This is a genomic window from Janthinobacterium sp. UMAB-60, assembly GCF_900095235.1.
Lineage (GTDB): Bacteria > Pseudomonadota > Gammaproteobacteria > Burkholderiales > Burkholderiaceae_D > Janthinobacterium.
Window position 1 is genome coordinate 152,611 of record NZ_LT607493.1, and the last position, 16,661, is coordinate 169,271.

At 61.5% G+C, this 16,661-nt stretch carries 21 protein-coding genes; 3 read left to right on the plus strand and 18 right to left on the minus strand.

Annotated elements, in window-relative coordinates:
• Nucleotides 1-18: 18 nt before the first annotated feature.
• The 3 genes from K0F86_RS19145 to K0F86_RS19155 all read left to right on the plus strand — a co-directional run bounded on the left by K0F86_RS19145 (nt 19) and on the right by K0F86_RS19155 (nt 3,330).
• Entirely contained in the window at nt 19-507 is a 489-nt protein-coding gene (locus tag K0F86_RS19145; RefSeq protein ID WP_219135859.1) for a hypothetical protein, read from the plus strand.
• A gap of 167 nt (nt 508-674) precedes the next feature.
• The gene (locus K0F86_RS19150; RefSeq protein WP_219135910.1) at nt 675-2,525 is read left to right on the plus strand and encodes a DUF885 domain-containing protein; all 1,851 of its coding nucleotides are present in this window, start codon (nt 675-677) and stop codon (nt 2,523-2,525) included.
• Nucleotides 2,526-2,697: 172 nt separating this feature from the next.
• Nucleotides 2,698-3,330, plus strand: coding sequence for an apolipoprotein A1/A4/E family protein (locus K0F86_RS19155; protein ID WP_219135860.1), 633 nt, complete (start codon nt 2,698-2,700; stop codon nt 3,328-3,330).
• Between the two features lie 84 nt (nt 3,331-3,414).
• Here the strand turns inward: K0F86_RS19155 and tatC are convergent, their stop codons facing one another.
• From tatC to K0F86_RS19245, 18 genes are all read right to left on the minus strand, one after another.
• On the minus strand, nt 3,415-4,170 hold the full coding sequence (gene tatC / locus K0F86_RS19160; protein ID WP_219135861.1) for a twin-arginine translocase subunit TatC: 756 nt from the start codon (nt 4,168-4,170) through the stop codon (nt 3,415-3,417).
• Entirely contained in the window at nt 4,167-4,700 is a 534-nt protein-coding gene (tatB, locus tag K0F86_RS19165) for a Sec-independent protein translocase protein TatB (RefSeq protein WP_096232611.1), read from the minus strand. The genes tatC and tatB overlap by 4 nt, the downstream gene beginning before the upstream one ends.
• 48 nt (nt 4,701-4,748) lie before the next feature.
• Nucleotides 4,749-4,985: a Sec-independent protein translocase subunit TatA gene (gene tatA, locus K0F86_RS19170; protein WP_071075001.1), complete on the minus strand. Its 237-nt coding sequence runs from the start codon at nt 4,983-4,985 to the stop codon at nt 4,749-4,751.
• 80 nt (nt 4,986-5,065) lie between these two features.
• Nucleotides 5,066-5,437, minus strand: coding sequence for a histidine triad nucleotide-binding protein (locus tag K0F86_RS19175; RefSeq protein ID WP_219135862.1), 372 nt, complete (start codon nt 5,435-5,437; stop codon nt 5,066-5,068).
• Between the two features lie 15 nt (nt 5,438-5,452).
• Nucleotides 5,453-5,824, minus strand: coding sequence for a phosphoribosyl-ATP diphosphatase (locus tag K0F86_RS19180; RefSeq protein WP_219135863.1), 372 nt, complete (start codon nt 5,822-5,824; stop codon nt 5,453-5,455).
• Entirely contained in the window at nt 5,821-6,258 is a 438-nt protein-coding gene (gene hisI / locus K0F86_RS19185; RefSeq protein WP_070219635.1) for a phosphoribosyl-AMP cyclohydrolase, read from the minus strand. The genes K0F86_RS19180 and hisI overlap by 4 nt, the downstream gene beginning before the upstream one ends.
• Before the next feature lie 26 nt (nt 6,259-6,284).
• A complete protein-coding gene (gene hisF / locus K0F86_RS19190; protein WP_096232613.1) occupies nt 6,285-7,046 on the minus strand; it encodes an imidazole glycerol phosphate synthase subunit HisF in 762 nt (253 codons plus the stop codon).
• A 60-nt stretch (nt 7,047-7,106) separates the two neighbouring features.
• The gene (hisA, locus tag K0F86_RS19195; protein WP_219135864.1) at nt 7,107-7,880 is read right to left on the minus strand and encodes a 1-(5-phosphoribosyl)-5-[(5-phosphoribosylamino)methylideneamino]imidazole-4-carboxamide isomerase; all 774 of its coding nucleotides are present in this window, start codon (nt 7,878-7,880) and stop codon (nt 7,107-7,109) included.
• Between the two features lie 50 nt (nt 7,881-7,930).
• Nucleotides 7,931-8,569, minus strand: coding sequence for an imidazole glycerol phosphate synthase subunit HisH (hisH, locus tag K0F86_RS19200; RefSeq protein WP_219135865.1), 639 nt, complete (start codon nt 8,567-8,569; stop codon nt 7,931-7,933).
• A 38-nt stretch (nt 8,570-8,607) separates the two neighbouring features.
• Complete coding sequence (gene hisB, locus K0F86_RS19205) at nt 8,608-9,198, minus strand: imidazoleglycerol-phosphate dehydratase HisB (protein WP_010402123.1); 591 nt, start codon at nt 9,196-9,198, stop codon at nt 8,608-8,610.
• Nucleotides 9,199-9,217: 19 nt separating this feature from the next.
• Nucleotides 9,218-10,312: a histidinol-phosphate transaminase gene (hisC, locus tag K0F86_RS19210; protein ID WP_219135866.1), complete on the minus strand. Its 1,095-nt coding sequence runs from the start codon at nt 10,310-10,312 to the stop codon at nt 9,218-9,220.
• Between the two features lie 33 nt (nt 10,313-10,345).
• A complete protein-coding gene (locus K0F86_RS19215; RefSeq protein WP_219135867.1) occupies nt 10,346-11,284 on the minus strand; it encodes a site-specific DNA-methyltransferase in 939 nt (312 codons plus the stop codon).
• Nucleotides 11,281-12,606, minus strand: a complete 1,326-nt coding sequence (gene hisD, locus K0F86_RS19220; RefSeq protein ID WP_219135868.1) for a histidinol dehydrogenase — start codon at nt 12,604-12,606, stop codon at nt 11,281-11,283. Before hisD ends, K0F86_RS19215 begins: the two co-directional genes overlap by 4 nt.
• A gap of 26 nt (nt 12,607-12,632) precedes the next feature.
• Nucleotides 12,633-13,301, minus strand: coding sequence for an ATP phosphoribosyltransferase (gene hisG, locus K0F86_RS19225; protein ID WP_034753828.1), 669 nt, complete (start codon nt 13,299-13,301; stop codon nt 12,633-12,635).
• Nucleotides 13,302-13,321: 20 nt separating this feature from the next.
• Nucleotides 13,322-14,572 (minus strand): UDP-N-acetylglucosamine 1-carboxyvinyltransferase, encoded by a 1,251-nt coding sequence (gene murA, locus K0F86_RS19230; protein WP_070257789.1) that lies wholly within the window; start codon nt 14,570-14,572, stop codon nt 13,322-13,324.
• A gap of 4 nt (nt 14,573-14,576) precedes the next feature.
• Nucleotides 14,577-14,813, minus strand: coding sequence for a BolA family protein (locus K0F86_RS19235; protein WP_034753824.1), 237 nt, complete (start codon nt 14,811-14,813; stop codon nt 14,577-14,579).
• Between the two features lie 46 nt (nt 14,814-14,859).
• On the minus strand, nt 14,860-15,621 hold the full coding sequence (locus tag K0F86_RS19240; RefSeq protein WP_070290316.1) for an ABC transporter permease: 762 nt from the start codon (nt 15,619-15,621) through the stop codon (nt 14,860-14,862).
• On the minus strand, nt 15,618-16,535 hold the full coding sequence (locus K0F86_RS19245) for an ABC transporter ATP-binding protein (RefSeq protein WP_219135869.1): 918 nt from the start codon (nt 16,533-16,535) through the stop codon (nt 15,618-15,620). The genes K0F86_RS19240 and K0F86_RS19245 overlap by 4 nt, the downstream gene beginning before the upstream one ends.
• Between the last annotated feature and the right edge of the window lie 126 nt (nt 16,536-16,661).

Here is a 16,661-nt window from a genome sequence, read left to right on the forward strand (position 1 = left end):
GCTCTACTTTCTTGCCCCATGACCGACTACATCGCCACCAGCGCCGGCCAGCGCGCCACCTTTTTGTGCGGCAAATCCTGGACGGCCTATGTCAGCACTTTCGTCATTGCCGTGCTGCTGTTCTTTGCCGCCCTGCCGCTGGCTTTCAAGTACAACGCGCGCGCCGCCTTCGTGGTGCTGATCGGCTCGGCCCTGATCGTCGGCTACCGCCTGCTGACCATCCGCAGCTATCAGTTGTACTACGACGAGGCGGGCGTGTGGCTGGCGTCCGGCATTTTGCCGTGGAAAAAGAAACTCATGGGCGTCAAATGGCGCGACATGGATGAAGCCGTCTACGAAACCAATTTCTGGAGCTGGCTGTTCCAGTCCTACACGGTGCGCGTCAGCCAGCGCTACACGCAGGACATCGAAATCCACGCCACCGGCATGGCGCGCGGCAAGGATGCCGTGGCGGCCATCAATGCGCGCCATCAGGAGCTGCTGCACGGCAGCGCCATCGTCGTCTAGCGAGGCTGGCTTGCTGGCAAAAAACTGCGCAAGCGCGGTAATTAATGCTAATCTTTGGCCGCCCTGGCAAGCAAAGCCAACCTTTCAATAGTTGTTTGTTACTTATATTATCAGTTTATTATTTTCTGATGAGAGCAAACAACAAAATATTCAAGAGATAAACTATGCTGACAAGAAATAAAGTTGCGCTCGCCGCATTGATGCTGGCCTTTACCCTGACACCGGCCAGCGCCGCCAAAAAGCCGCAGAAGAACGGCAAGGCCAGTACCAGCAGCAGTAAGAAAAAAACCGTCGCCAAGAAAGCGGCCGTCGTCACGGCAGCCACGGTCGCCGCCGTCGCCAGCGAGAACAGCAGCGACCGCTCCATGAATAACCTGAGTGGCCAGTTCCTCACGGCCCTGTGGCGCTTGGACCCGGAAAGCGCGATTTCGGTCGGCAAGTACGATGGCGCCGCCAACCTGAGCATTCCCGACGCGGCCAGCCGCCAGAAGCAACTGGCCTTCATCGAAGAATGGCTGGGCAAGTTCGGCAAGCTGAATGCCAGCAAAATGTCGGACAAGCAACGTACCGACCTGGCCTTGCTGACGAATAAACTGCAATCGGACCGCTGGTATCTGACCACCTTCCGCGAATTCGAATGGAATCCCGCCCAGTACAACGTGGCCGGCTCCATCGACTTCATCCTGAACACGGAATACGCGGCGCAGCCGCAGCGCCTGCGCACCCTGCTCAAGCGCATCGCCAGCGTGCCGCAATACTATGCGGCCGCGCGCGCCAGTATCAATCACCCCACGCGCGAACACACGCAGCTGGCTATCGCCCAGAGCGCCGGCGTGCTCAGCGTGCTTGACGACCTGAACAAGACGGCACAGGCGTCCATCCTGACGCCGCTCGAAAAACAGCTGTACAACGCGCGCATCGCCGCGGCCCGCTCGGCCGTGCAAGGCTATGCGACCTGGCTGACGGAGCAGGATGCGGCGCTGGCGCAGAACGGCAACGCGCGTTCCTTCCGCATTGGCAAAGATTTATATGAACAGAAGTTCGCCTACGATATCCAGGCCAGCGTGAGCGCCGAGCAGATGTATCAGAAAGCCCTGGCCGCCCGCGAAAAGTTGCTTGAGCACATGGATAGCCTGTCCGACGAGCTGTGGGTGAAAACCATGGGTAGTACGGCCAAGCCGGCGGACCGCACGGCGAAGATCGGCATGGTGATCGACAAGCTGTCCAGCAATCACGTGGCGCCCGCCGATTTCGTGCCGGAAATCCGCCGCCAGATCCCGGAATTGCAGGAATGGGTGACCAGCCACAACCTGCTGACGATGGACCCGAAAAAACCGCTGGTCGTGCGTGAAACGCCCGCTTACCAGCGCGGCGTGGCCGGCGCCAGCATCGAGGCGCCCGGCCCCTACCGTCCGCAGGACCGCACCTATTACAACGTGACGCCGCTCGACGGCGAGACGGCGGAACAGGCGGAAAGCAGCTTGCGCGAGTACAACCACTGGATCTTGCAGATCCTGAACATCCACGAAGCCATCCCTGGCCACTACACGCAGCTCGTGTATGCCAACAAATCGCCGTCGCTGGTCAAGTCCATCTTCGGCAACGGTGCCATGATCGAAGGCTGGGCCGTGTATGGCGAACGCATGATGCTGGAATCGGGCTATGGCAACAATGCGCCGGAAATGTGGCTGATGTATTCGAAGTGGAACTTGCGCAGCGTCACCAACACCATCCTCGACTACAGCGTGCACGTGCAGGGCATGACGCAGGAGCAGGCGCTGGACCTGCTGACGCGCCAGGCCTTCCAGACCAAGCGTGAAGCGACGGAAAAATGGCGTCGCGTGCAGCTGAGTTCGGTGCAACTGACCAGCTATTTCAGCGGCTATAGCGAAATCATGGACTTGCGCGAACAGCGCAAGCAAGCGCTGGGCAGCAAATTCGTGCTGAAGGATTTCCACGAGCAATTCCTCAGCTACGGCAGCGCGCCCGTGAAAGTCATCAAGGAACTGATGAATTAAGCGATACGCATCCTCACCTTGCAAAGGGCGCTGCGGCGCCCTTTTTGCATCCGTTTGCGCCGCCGCAAACGATTCGCTGCCTTGTCCATTAGGCTGATGGGAAGGCAAGCGCCACCGCTCTCCTCACTGGCAATTGCCGATTTTCCTGCTAGGCTGGATTTCAGGAGCGTCCATGCATATGCCCATCCAGTTCGACACCCTCGATTACGCCAAACGCCTCGCCTCGGCAGGCGTGCCCACGCAGCAGGCAGAAGCCCATGCGGCGGCCTTGGGCGATGTGCTGGGGTCGGCTGTCGTCGTGCATAGTGAGCTGGCGGCGCTGGAACGCAATCTGCTGGGGGAAATCAAGCTGGTATCGCAAAAGGTCGACACCAAGTTTGGCGCCCTGGAGTTGAAGATCGATGCGCTGGAGCTCAGACTCGCTACCCGGATAGACGCGCTGGACTTGAAACTCGATACCAGGATCGATGCGCTGGGACGCCAATTCGATACCAAATTAGATACATTGGAACACAAATTCGATACCAAGCTCGATGCATTGGAGCAGAAATTCGATACCCGGATAGATACCCTGGAACACAAATTTGATACCCGGATAGATACCTTGGAACACAAATTCAATACTCGGATAGATACCCTGGAACAGAAATTCGATGCCAGATTCGATCACTCCGAGCAAAAATTCGACGCCCGCCTGGAACGCCTGGACTTGCGCCAGGGCGCGGACATGAAACACGTCTACTGGATGATGAGTACCTTGATCCTGCTCAACTTGGGCATCCTCAGCAAACTGATGCTGCAGTAAGCACTCACCTCCCCATCCGGCGATAAAAAAGCCGCTGCTCCCGGGAGAGGTCAGCGGCTTTTGCTTGCGAGTATAGTAGAGAGCCTAGGATGCTTCTTCCGGCGCCTGGGTGGCCTTGACGAAGATGGGCGCCACCAGCAGGCCCAGCTCGAACAACAGGCACATCGGAATGGCCAGCGAGAACTGGCTGACGACGTCCGGCGGCGTGACGATGGCGGCAATCACGAAGGCGCCGACGATGATGTAGGGACGCACTTCCTTGAGTTTCGCAATGGAAACAAGGCCCATGCGCACGAGAATCACCACCACCACGGGCACTTCGAACGTCGCGCCAAAGGCCAGGCACATCGACATGACGAAATCGAGGTAGTTTTCAATATCGGGCATCACCGCGATCGACGACGGCGAAAAATCGCTGATGAAGTGGAACACGCGGCCAAACACAAAGAAATAGCAGAAGGCCACGCCAGCGATGAACAGCAGGGACGAGGAAATGACCAGCGGCGCGATCAGGCGCTTTTCATGCGCGTACAGGCCGGGCGCGATAAACGCCCACATCTGGTACAGCACCCAGGGCAAGGCGACGATGAAGGCGATCACCAACGTCACTTTCATCGGCACCAGGAACGGCGAGATGACGCCGGTGGCGATCATTTTCGAGCCGGCCGGCAGCGAGGCGATCATCGGCGCGGCAATAAAATCGTAGATATGCGAAGGGCCGGGCCAATAGAACAGCACGGCGCAGACGACGGCGATACCGATCGAGGCCTTGACCAGGCGGTTGCGCAGCTCGACCAGATGCGAGATAAAGGTTTCTTCCACCGGGGCTTTGCTACTCATGAGTAAAAGGAGGAGGAACTGGCGCGCGGACGGAAACGTGCCACGCGGGCGGCCGCCGACTGCACGTGCTGCTTGCCGCCATGGCGCTGCTTGTACCAGCCAGGGATGGCGGAATTGCGCACCAGCTTCTTGCGGCGGAATTCACGCGCCTTGCGGGCCAGGTCTTCATTGGTGGCGCGCAGCATGGCTTCATGGGCATCGTGGTGCCCCTCATACGAGCTGGAATCGCCGCGCCAGGCGTTTTCCACCTCGGCCAGGTTGCCGGAGATCGAGTTTTCCACGCCATGCATGGATTTCTCCACGCTTTGCTTGACGGAATGGGCTGCCTCCTGCACTTCCTTCTGCAGGTTTTTCAGCTCTTCCATTTCAATTTCGCGCGAGACTTCGGATTTCACCTGGTTCAGGTAGCGTTGCGCGCGGCCATACAGGGTACCGGCCATGCGCGCCACTCTCGGCAACTTTTCAGGGCCGATGACTATCAACGCAACCACGCCGATGATGGCGATTTTAGAGAGACCGAGATCGATCATAAGCGTCCAAGTGCGTCTACCGGGCGGGCCAGGGGCGCCGCCGCGCTATCAGAACTTGCTTTTCTCTTTCGTCTCGACGTCGATGGTGCTTTTGTCGGCCACTTGCGATGGCGCAGCAGGAGGGGTATTGGCTGCCGGAGCGTCATCGTCGCCCTTGACGCCATCCTTGAAGCCTTTGACGGCCTTGCCGATATCACCGCCGATATTGCCCAGTTTCTTGGTGCCGAAGACCAGCATCACAATGACCAGAACGATCACCCAGTGCCAAATACTCAATGAACCCATCACATTCTCCTTGCGGGACGGTGCCCGAATAGCATCAACCAATGCCGGTAGTATACACGCGAACCCGGCGCACGGCGAAATCAGTGCTGGCCGCGCCAGGGACGGGGACCGCCGTACACATGCATGTGCAAGTGATACACCTCTTGCCCGCCGTTCGGGCCGCTGTTGATCATGGTCTTGAAGCCGCCGGCGGGCGTGCCATCGGCCTCATACGTGACGGCGCAGCCGAATTCGGCAGCGAGTTTCGGCGCCAGGCGCAGCAGCTTGCCCAGCAGGTCCGTGTGGCTGTCGTCGCAGTCGGACAGGCTGGCCACGTGGCGCTTCGGAATCAGCAGCAAATGCACGGGGGCGGCCGGGTTGATGTCCTTGAAGGCCAGCAAGTCGTCGTCTTCATACACGATGGAAGAAGGAATTTGTTTCGCAGCAATTTTGCAAAAAATACAGTTATCCACGCACGCTCCAGTAGGTCAGTGTTTGTCTGTTTCGCCGACGTCGCGCAGCGCATCCTTGCGTGCCGCCTTCTCTTCCAGGCCGGACAGGCCTTCGCGGCGCGCCAGCTCGTCGAGCACCTGCTGCGGCGTCAGGTCGAACTGCGCCAGCATCACCAGCGAGTGAAACCACAGGTCGGCGCATTCGTACAGGACCTTCGACGGGTCGTTGTCGCGCCGCGCATCCTTGGCGGCCATCACGGTTTCCGTCGCTTCTTCGCCGATTTTTTTCAAAATGGCGTCATCGCCCTTGGCAAACAGGCGCGCGACATACGAGGTGGCGGGATCGCCGCCATTGGCCAGCTTGCGCGATTCGATCACGGCGGCCAGGCGTTTTAACGTTTCACTCATTTGCTCTTGCTTTCCGCATAAATCGTCTCAGGGTCTTTCAACACGGGGTCGGTAATCTGCCATTCGCCCGTTTTTTCGTCGCCTTCGAATTTCTGGAAGAAGCACGAATGGCGGCCCGTATGGCAGGCGATGCCGCCCGCTTGCTCGATCTTCAGCAAGACCACGTCTTCATCGCAATCGAGGCGGATTTCCAGCACCTTTTGCGTGTGGCCCGATTCTTCGCCCTTGTGCCACAGTTTCTTGCGCGAACGGCTCCAGTACACGGCTTCGCCCAGCTCCACCGTGCGCGCCAGCGCGTCGCGGTTCATCCAGGCGAACATCAGCACGTCATTGCTGCCCGCTTCCTGCGCGATCACGGGCACCAGGCCGTGCTCGTCCCATTTGACCTTTTTCAGCCACTTCGCATTGCTTGCTACGATGGTTCCGTTTTGCATGTTCTATATCCTGGGTACTATTTTGTTTACGCCAGACGCATGGGAATGCCCTGCTGCGCCATGAAACGCTTGGCTTCCTGTACCGTGTGCTGGCCATAGTGGAAGATGCTGGCGGCCAGCACGGCGTCCGCGCGGCCCACCTTGATGCCGTCGACCAGGTCTTGCAAGCCGCCCACGCCACCCGAAGCGATGACGGGGATGCTGACGGCGTCGGACACGCCGCGCGTCAGGCCCAGGTCGAAGCCCACCTTGGTGCCATCGCGGTCCATGCTGGTGAGCAAGATTTCACCGGCGCCCAGGCTTTCCATCTTTTTGGCCCATGCAAAGGCGTCCAGGCCCGTGGCCGTGCGCCCGCCATGGGTAAACACTTCCCACTTGCCGGGCGACACCTGCTTGGCGTCGATGGCCACGACGATGCATTGCGAGCCATGCTTTTGCGATGCCTCAAACACCAGCTGGGGATTCGTCACGGCCGAAGTGTTGATGCTGACCTTGTCGGCGCCCGCGTTGAGCAGCCGGCGCACGTCTTCCACCACGCGCACGCCGCCGCCCACGGTCAGCGGAATGAACACTTGCGAGGCCACCGCTTCGATGATGTCGAAGATCAGGCCGCGGTTGTCGCTCGATGCGGTAATGTCGAGGAAAGTGATTTCATCGGCGCCCTGCTCATCATAACGGCGGGCGATTTCCACCGGATCGCCGGCGTCGCGCAATTGCGTGAAGTTGACGCCTTTGACGACGCGGCCATTGGTCACGTCGAGGCAGGGGATGATACGTTTTGCAAGCATGATGGGTTCCAGATTGTCGCCAGGCCAGGGAGCGTGTGCGCGCGCCCCGGCCGGGCAGGCTTAAACGGCGGCGTCGGTCAGTGCGTCGGCGCGTTCCTGCGCCTGCGCCAGGTCGATCGTGCCTTCATAGATGGAGCGGCCGCAGATCACGCCTTCGATGCCTTCGGCCTGGACCGCGCACAGCGCTTCCACGTCGCCGATATTGTGCAGGCCGCCCGAGGCGATGACGGGGATCTTGACGGCTTGCGCCAGCTTGACGGTGGCTTCAATGTTGATGCCGCCCATCATGCCGTCGCGGCCGATGTCCGTGTAAATGATCGATTCGACGCCGTAGGCTTCGAATTTTTTTGCCAGGTCGATCACTTCGTGGCCCGACATCTTGCTCCAGCCATCGGTTGCCACTTTGCCATCTTTGGCATCGAGGCCGACGATGATGTGGCCCGGGAAGGCGCTGCAGGCGTCGTGCAGGAAGCCGGGGCTTTTCACGGCCGCCGTGCCGATGATGATGTACGTGATGCCGGCGTCGAGATAGCGCTCGATGGTGTCGAGGTCACGGATGCCGCCGCCCAGCTGCACGGGGATTTCCTCGATGTCGTTTTCCACGGCAAAATCCTGCACCGCCTTCAGGATGGCTTTCACGGCGCCTTCGTTCTTCGGTTTGCCGGCAAAAGCGCCATTCAGGTCGACCAAATGCAGCCGGCGCGCGCCTTGCTTGAGCCAATGGCGGGCCATGTCGGCCGGGTCTTCGGAAAATACGGTGGCAAGTTCCATATCGCCTTGTTTCAGGCGTACGCAGTGACCGTCTTTCAGGTCGATGGCGGGAATAAGCAGCATGGTCGGTGTGATTTAAAAGTGAGTGAGAGGCGGAAGCCGGAGAGCCAACGTTAAGGTTGCCAGTGAACAAAGTTCTTGTATAGCTGCAAGCCAGCGGCAGCACTTTTTTCAGGGTGAAACTGTGTCGCGAAAATATTATCACGCGCGACGGCGCAAGCGAACGGCGCGCCATAGATAGTCTCGCCCACCGTGTGCGCCGCCTCTTGAGGTTGAGCAAAATAGCTGTGCACAAAGTAAAAATAGGCGTTGTCGGCAATGCCCTCCCACATCGCATGGGACGCCGTTTGCCGCACTTGGTTCCAGCCCATTTGCGGTACCTTGAAGCGCGAGCCGTCTTCCTGCACCTGGCCGTCAAGCTGGAAGCGCACGACTTTGCCTGGCAACAAGCCCAGACCGGCCGCATCGCCCTCTTCGCTGCCGTCGAACAGCATTTGCTCGCCGATGCACACGCCCAGCACGGGCTTGCTGTCGGCGGCGCGCAGCAGCGCCTCCAATACACCCGATTCGCGCAGGCTGCGCATGCAGTCGGGCATGGCGCCTTGGCCCGGCAGGACGATGCGGTCGGCGCTGTCGATGTCGGCAGCGAGGCCGGAAATGCGCACGTCGGCTTCCGGCGCCACGGCACGCAGCGCCTGCGCCACCGAGCGCAAATTGCCCATGCCGTAATCCACCACCACAATTTTATTCATGTTTGATCCCGGAATCTACAGTATAGCGAGAGCGGCGCTTACAGGCTGCCCTTGGTCGATGGAATGATGCCGGCCGCGCGCTCGTCGAGCTCGGCAGCCATGCGCAGCGCGCGGCCAAAGGCCTTGAACACGGTCTCGCACTGATGGTGGGCATTCGTGCCGCGCAGGTTGTCGATATGCAAGGTCACGCCCGCATGGTTGACGAAGCCGCGGAAAAATTCCAAGGTCAGGTCGACGTCGAAGCCGGCGATCATGGCGCGCGTAAACGGGATGTGGTATTCGATGCCCGGGCGGCCCGAGAAATCGAGCACCACGCGCGACAGCGCCTCGTCCAGCGGCACATACGCATGGCCGTAGCGACGGATGCCCTTCTTGTCGCCGATGGCCTTGGCCACGGCCATGCCCAGGGTGATGCCCACGTCTTCCACCGTATGGTGGTTGTCGATATGCACGTCGCCCGTCGCTTCGATATCGAGGTCGATCAAGCCGTGGCGGGCGATCTGGTCCAGCATATGGTCGAGGAAGGGCACGCCGGTATTGAGCTTTTGCTGGCCCGTGCCGTCCAGGTTGAGGGCGACGCGAACTTGCGTCTCATTGGTGTTGCGCGTGATTTCTGCGGTGCGGTTCATGGGAGGCTCTGGCGATAGGCTAAACGAGGGATGCCGTGAAGGCATCGTAAAAAAGGGAATTCTCTTCCGGGGTGCTGACGCTGATGCGCAGGCAATTGGCCAGCGCAGCATGCATTTTACTCATATTTTTAATTAAAACCCTGCGGGCAAGCAGTTTTGCACAAACATCGTCGGAATCAGCCACACGAATCAGAAGAAAATTTGCCTTCGACGGAAACACGGTCACGCCCGGCAGTTCCGCCAGGCGCAGCGCCAGCGCGTCGCGCGCGCTATTGAGCAGTGCCGCCTGCGCGTTGAGCACGTCGAGGTGCTCGAGCGCGAATTCGGCCGCCGCCTGCGTCAGCACATTCACATTGTACGGCGGACGCACTTTCTCGAATTGCGCCAGCAGGGCCGGCGCGGCCGACATGTAGCCGAGGCGGATGCCGGCCAGGCCCAGTTTCGACACGGTGCGCATCACCACCAGGTTTTCATATTCAGGCAGGCGACCCATGAAGCTGTGCTGCGCGAACGGCTCATACGCTTCGTCGACGACGGCGATGCCCGTGTCGCCCAGCGCGGCGAGGATGCGTTCGATGTCGGCGCTGGCAAACAGGTTGCCCGTCGGGTTGTTCGGATACGCGAGGAAGACCAGCGCCGGGCGGTGCTGTTCAATCGCCGCCAGCATGGCCGGCATGTCCAGACTGAAGTCGGCCTGCAGGGGCACGCCGACGAAATCCATGCCGGCAAACTGCGCCGAACGCGCATACATGACGAAGGCCGGCACGGGCGCCAGCAGCACGGCGCGCTGGCCCGGCTCCTGGCGGGCGCAGGCCATGGCCAGGATGGAAATCAGTTCATCGGAACCGTTGCCCAGCATGACGTCGTAGCCGGCGGGCACGCCCAGCCTGGCGCAGATGGCCGCCTGCAGGCTGGCGTACGACGGCGGATAGCGGTTCAGCGCCACGCCGGCCAGGCGCGCACCCAGTTCCTCGCGCAGATGCGGCGGCAGCGGATACGGGTTTTCCATCGCATCGAGCTTGATGTAACCGCTGGCATCGGCGACCTGGTAGCTCTTGACGGCCCGCACATCGGCACGCACGGTGTTGCTGATTAACTGATCGAGGAAAGACATGCTGCAAACACTCCTGATGAAATGAAATGGAGACTAAATGACGACGTCTTCCGGCACGCTAGCGCTGCGCGCCTTGCGGGCCGGCGTTTTTTTCACGGCGGGCGGCTTTTTCGCCGCCGCAGGCTTCTTGACCGCCGCCGGCTTCTTCGCCGCAGCCCTGGCGGCCTTCGGCGCGAGAGCAGCCGGTTCGGCCAGCTCCTGCGCCAATGCCGCCAATCGCTGTTCGATGATGGCGCAGTAATCGGGATTCAGTTCAAAACCGACGAAATCGCGCCCGCAGCGCTTGGCCGCCAGCGCCGTGGTGCCGCTGCCCATGAACAGGTCGAGCACCACGCCGCCGGGCGGGCACGACGCCTTGAGCATGCGCTCGATGATTTCGAGCGGCTTTTGCGTCGGGTGGTCGGCCCGTTCCGGGTGTTCCTTGTGCAGGCGCGAGACGCTCCACAAGTCTTTCGGGTTGTAGCCCACTTCCAGCCATTTGGCGCCGATGAAGATCGAGCGCGAACGGGCTTTCTTGGTGGCCGCGTCGTAGGCGATGCGCACCGCGTCAAGGTCGAAGTAGTAATCCTTGCGCTTGACGAAGAAGCCGATGGTGTCGTGCACCGATGAAAAGCTGCGCACGCTGCCGCCCATGGACGGCACGCGGCGGTCCCAGATGATTTCATTCATCATCGCCATGCGTTGTTTCAGCATGACGAAGATCTCCGGCGAATAGCGCCAGGTCAAAAAGATATACAGACTGCCGTTGGCTTTCAGCTTGGGCAGCGCCGCGTCGATCCACGCTTCCGTCCAGCGCAGGTAGTCGGCCACCGACTGCTGGTCCGAGGCGTTGCCGTAATCCTTGCCCAGGTTGTACGGCGGATCCGTCAGGATCAGGTCCACCGAGCCATCGGGAATGCGCGCCAGCCCCGCCAGCGCGTCTTCGCAATAGACCCGGTTGACCCAGTCCGGCCGCTCCGCCACCTGCGTCATGGCTGCGGCTTCAGACGCAGTTCGGCGCTGCGCGCGTGCGCCTGCAAGCCTTCGCCGTACGCCAGCGTGGCGGCGACACGGCCCAAGGTTTGCGCGCCCGCTTCACTGACGTGAATGATGGACGAGCGCTTCTGGAAGTCGTACACGCCCAGCGGCGACGAAAAGCGCGCCGTGCGCGAGGTCGGCAGCACGTGATTGGGGCCGCAGCAATAGTCGCCCAGTGATTCGGACGAAAAGCGACCCAGGAACATGGCGCCCGCATGGCGGATCCGCTCGGCCCACTGCTGCGGGTTTTCCGCCGAGATTTCCAGGTGTTCCGCGGCGATGGAGTTGGCGATCTCGCACGCTTCTTCCATGTCGCGCACCTTGATCAGCGCACCGCGGTCGGCCAGCGAGGTGCTGATGGTGGCCTGGCGCGGCATCGTCGGCAGCAGCTTGGCGATGCTCTCTTCCACTTGCGCGATGTACCCGGCGTCCGGGCACAGCAGGATCGCCTGCGCCAGTTCGTCGTGCTCGGCCTGCGAAAACAGATCCATCGCGACCCAGTCCGGGTCCGTGGTGCCGTCGCACAGCACGAGGATTTCGGACGGCCCCGCGATCATGTCGATGCCGACGATGCCGAACACGCGGCGCTTGGCGGCGGCCACATAGGCGTTGCCAGGGCCGACGATTTTATCCACGGCGGCGATCGTCTGAGTACCGTAGGCCAGCGCGCCGACGGCTTGCGCGCCGCCGATGGTGATCACGCGCGTCACGCCGGCGATCGCGGCGGCGGCCAGCACCATCTGGTTTTTCACGCCATCGGGCGTCGGCACCACCATGATGATTTCGCCCACGCCCGCCACATGCGCGGGAATGGCATTCATCAGCACGGACGACGGATACGCTGCCTTGCCGCCCGGGACGTAGATGCCGACCCGGTCCAGCGGCGTGATCTTCTGGCCCAGCACCGTGCCATCGGGCTCGGTGTAGCTAAAACCGCGCAATTCCTCGCGCTGGCGTTCGTGGAAGGCGCGGATGCGCTGCGCGGCGATCTGCAGCGCTTCGCGCTGCGCCGACGGCAAGCCGTTCAGGGCCGCCTGCAGTTCGGCTTGCGAAATATCGAAGGCCGCCATTTCCGCCGCGCCGCCATGCGGGATGCGGTCGAAACGGTTGGTGTATTCCAGCACGGCGGCGTCGCCGCGCGTTTTCACGTCGGCCAGGATTTTCGCGACCGACGTTTCAATCGCCGCATCGGTGCCCGCCTCGAACGCCAGCAGCGTATCGAGCGATTGTTGGAAACCATCCTGGCTTGAATCGAGCTTGCGTATCTGTATCGGCATAATCGGCTTTCTGCTACTGAAGGTGTCTAGGCTTGCGAAGCGCGTTCAAACGCCTCGATAATCGGCTGCAAGCGCTCGCGCTTGAGCTTTAATGCCGCCTGGTTGACCACCAGGCGCGACGAGATTTCCATGATGTGCTCGACCTCGACGAGGTTGTTCGCGCGCAGGGTGCTGCCCGTGCTGACCAGGTCGACGATGGCGTCGGACAGGCCGACCAACGGTGCCAGCTCCATCGAGCCATACAGCTTGATCAAGTCGACGTGCACGCCCTTGGCGGCGAAATGCTCGCGCGCCGTGTGCACGAACTTGGTGGCCACGCGCAAGCGCGCGCCCTGGTGCACGGCCTTTTCATAGTCAAAACCGGCCTGCACCGCCACCGACATGCGGCAGGCGGCGATATTCAGGTCGATCGGCTGGTACAGGCCTTCGCCGCCGTGTTCCAGCAGCACGTCCTTGCCCGCCACGCCGAAATCGGCCGCGCCGTACTGCACGTAGGTCGGCACGTCGCTGGCGCGCACGATGATGACGCGCACGTTCGGATCGTTGGTGGCCAAAATCAGCTTGCGCGAGGTCTCCGGGTTTTCCAGCACCTTGATGCCGGCCGCTTCCAGCAGCGGCATGGTGTCCTCAAAAATGCGGCCTTTTGACAGCGCCAAAATCAGCTGGGAGCTGTCACCGTTGTTCGATCCGTTCATGCTCGTTCCTTTTCTTGTTTTTACTTGATGCGCACGATGTTCGCGCCCACGGCCGACAACTTCACTTCCATGCGGTCGTAGCCGCGGTCGAGGTGGTAGATGCGGTCGATCAGCGTTTCGCCATCGGCCGCCAGGGCCGCGATCACCAGCGACGCCGAGGCGCGCAGGTCGGTCGCCATCACGGGCGCGCCGCGCAGCTGCTTGACGCCGGCGATGATGGCCGTGTTGCCCTCGATGGTGATGTCGGCGCCCAGGCGGTTCATTTCCTGCACGTGCATGAAGCGGTTCTCGAAAATCGTCTCGGTGACGCGGCTGGCGCCATTGGCGATCGTATTGACGGCCATGAACTGCGCCTGCATGTCGGTCGGGAAGCCCGGATACTCCGTGGTGCGGAAGCTGACGGGGTTCGGACGGGCCGACATCTCGGCGCGGATCCAGTCGGCGCCGAAGGTCATCGTCAGGCCCATGGCGCGCAGCTTGTCGAGCGCCGCGTCGAGGATGTCGGTGCGCACATTGCGCAGCGTGATGTCGCCGCCGGTGGCCGCCACGGCGCACAGGAAAGTGCCCGTCTCGATGCGGTCGGCGATCACCGCGTGCGAGGCGCCATGCAAGGCGTCGACGCCCTGGATCACCAGGCGGCTGGTGCCGATGCCGTCGATCTTCGCGCCCATGGCCACCAGCAGGTGCGCCAGGTCGGTCACTTCCGGCTCGCAGGCGGCGTTTTCCAGGATGGTCTCGCCTTCGGCCAGGGTCGCGGCCATCAGCAGATTCTCGGTGCCGGTGACGGTGATCATGTCGGTGACGATGCGCGCGCCTTTCAGCTTGGCGCACTTGGCGTAGATGTAGCCGGCCTCGATGCGGATCTCGGCGCCCAGCGCCTCTAAACCCTTGATGTGCTGGTCGACGGGGCGCGAACCGATGGCGCAGCCGCCCGGCAGCGAGACCTTGGCTTCGCCGAAGCGCGCCAGCATGGGACCCAGCACGAGGATCGAGGCGCGCATGGTTTTCACCAGTTCATACGGCGCTTCCAGGGTGTCGATGGCGCTGCCGTTCAAGACCACGCGGTCACCGTCCTGCTGCACTTTCAGGCCCGTCTGGCCCAGCAGTTTGAGCATGGTCGCGACGTCGTGCAGGTGCGGCACGTTGGTCAGGTCCAGGTCGCCCGCGGTCAGCAGGCCCGCGCACAGGATCGGCAGGGCGGCGTTCTTCGCGCCGGAGATGGCGATGTCGCCGTTCAGGCGGTTGCCGCCGTTGATGAGGAGCTTGTCCATGTGCTTATCCTTGGAATTCTTCAGGTGTCAGGGTTTTCATCGACAGCGCGTGGATTTCTTCGCGCATGCGGTCGCCCAGCGCCGCATAGACGATCTGGTGGCGCTGAATCAGGCGCTTGCCGGCGAACGCGGGCGAGACGATCACGGCCTGGAAGTGCTGGCCGTCGCCCTCCACTTCGAGGTGCGTGCATTCGAGGCCGGCCGACAGGTAGCCGTGGATCAGTTCTGGAGTGGTGGTCACGATAAGTCCTTGATATTGAATAATGTAGTGATGTGATGTGCCGTAATTAGTGGCGCAAACGATAGCCGCTCTTCAGCAGGCGGATCGATGCCAGCGCCAGGATCACGAGGAAGCCGGCGACGATGGAAAGACTGAGCCAGGGGCTGACGTCGGACACGCCGAAGAAGCCGTAGCGGAAGCCGTCGATCATGTAAAAGAAGGGGTTCAGGTGCGATACCGTCTGCCAGAACGGCGGCAGTGAGTGGATCGAATAGAACACGCCCGACAAAAAGGTGGCCGGCATGATCAGGAAGTTCTGGAAGGCGGCCAGCTGGTCGAATTTCTCGGCCCAGATGCCGGCGATCAGGCCCATGGTGCCCAGCATGGCGGCGCCCAGGAAGGCGAAGATGACGATCCACAGCGGTGCGACAAACGACAGGTCGGCGAACCAGCAGGTGATGGCAAACACGCCAAAGCCCACGGCCAGGCCGCGCGCGACGGAAGCGAGTACATACGCCGAGAAGATTTCCCAGTGCGACAGGGGCGTCAGCAGCACGAACACCAGGTTGCCCGTGATCTTCGACTGGATCAGCGAGGACGAGGAATTGGCGAACGCGTTTTGCAGCACGCTCATCATCACCAGGCCGGGAATCAGAAAGGCCGTGTAGCTGACGCCGGGGCTAGGCTCGACGCGGCCGTCGAGCACATGGCCGAACACCAGCAGGTACAGCATCGACGTGAGCACGGGCGCGGCCACGGTTTGCGTCGCCACTTTCCAGAAGCGCAGCGTCTCTTTGTAGACGAGGGTGCGAAATCCTGTCGAAATCATACGGTACCTTTATCCATGATCTGCAAGAAGATATCTTCCAGGTCGGCTTGTTGCAATTGCATTTCATCGATCTCGACGCCCGCTTCGCGCAGGCGGGCGAGGATTTTCTCGACTTCGCTGTATTCGTTGACGCGCAGGCTGAACTTGTTCGGCGCCTGCTGTTCTTCCGGGTGCAGCACCAGGTGCCGCAGGTCGGCCGGCAGGCTGCCGTGCTTGAGGTGTACCTGCAGCTGCGAGCCGGCGATGCGGCGGATCAGGGCCGACATGGTGTCGAGCGCCACCACCTTGCCGGTTTTCAGCATGGCGACGCGCTGGCACATGGCTTGCGCCTCTTCCAGGTAGTGGGTGGTCAGGACGACCGTGTGGCCACCTTCGCGGTTCAGGCGCGAGATGAACTTCCACAGGGTCTGGCGCAGTTCCACGTCGACGCCGGCCGTCGGCTCATCGAGCACGATAACGGGCGGCTTGTGCACCAGCGCTTGCGCCACGAGCACGCGGCGCTTCATGCCGCCGGACAGCGCGCGCATATTCGTGTCGGCCTTGCCGGTGAGGTCGAGGTTTTCCATGACCTCGTCGATCCACTTGTCGTTGTTCGGCAGGCCGAAATAGCCGGACTGCAGGCGCAGGGTTTCGCGCACGGTGAAAAACGGGTCGAACACCAGCTCCTGCGGCACCACGCCCAGGTTGCGGCGCGCGTTGCGGAAGTCCTTGACCACATCGTGGCCATGGATCTTGACGGTGCCCGCGTCGGGGCGTATCAGGCCGGCGATGATGGAAATGAGGGTGGTCTTGCCGGCGCCATTCGGGCCGAGCAGGCCGAAAAACTCGCCTTCCTCGATGGCCAGCGACACGCCGCCCAGCGCCTTGAGCGATTTATAGCTCTTTTCTACATTCGTGATTTGAATTGCGGTCATGTGCTTGTTTCAAGTGTAATGCGTCAGGTGTGATGCGCCAGTTGCCGGAGACATCCAGGCCGGCTGGCCGGTGCAGGGCGCCCCCTTCAGACGAGGGCGGCGCAACAGTCAATTATAGTTGGAAAA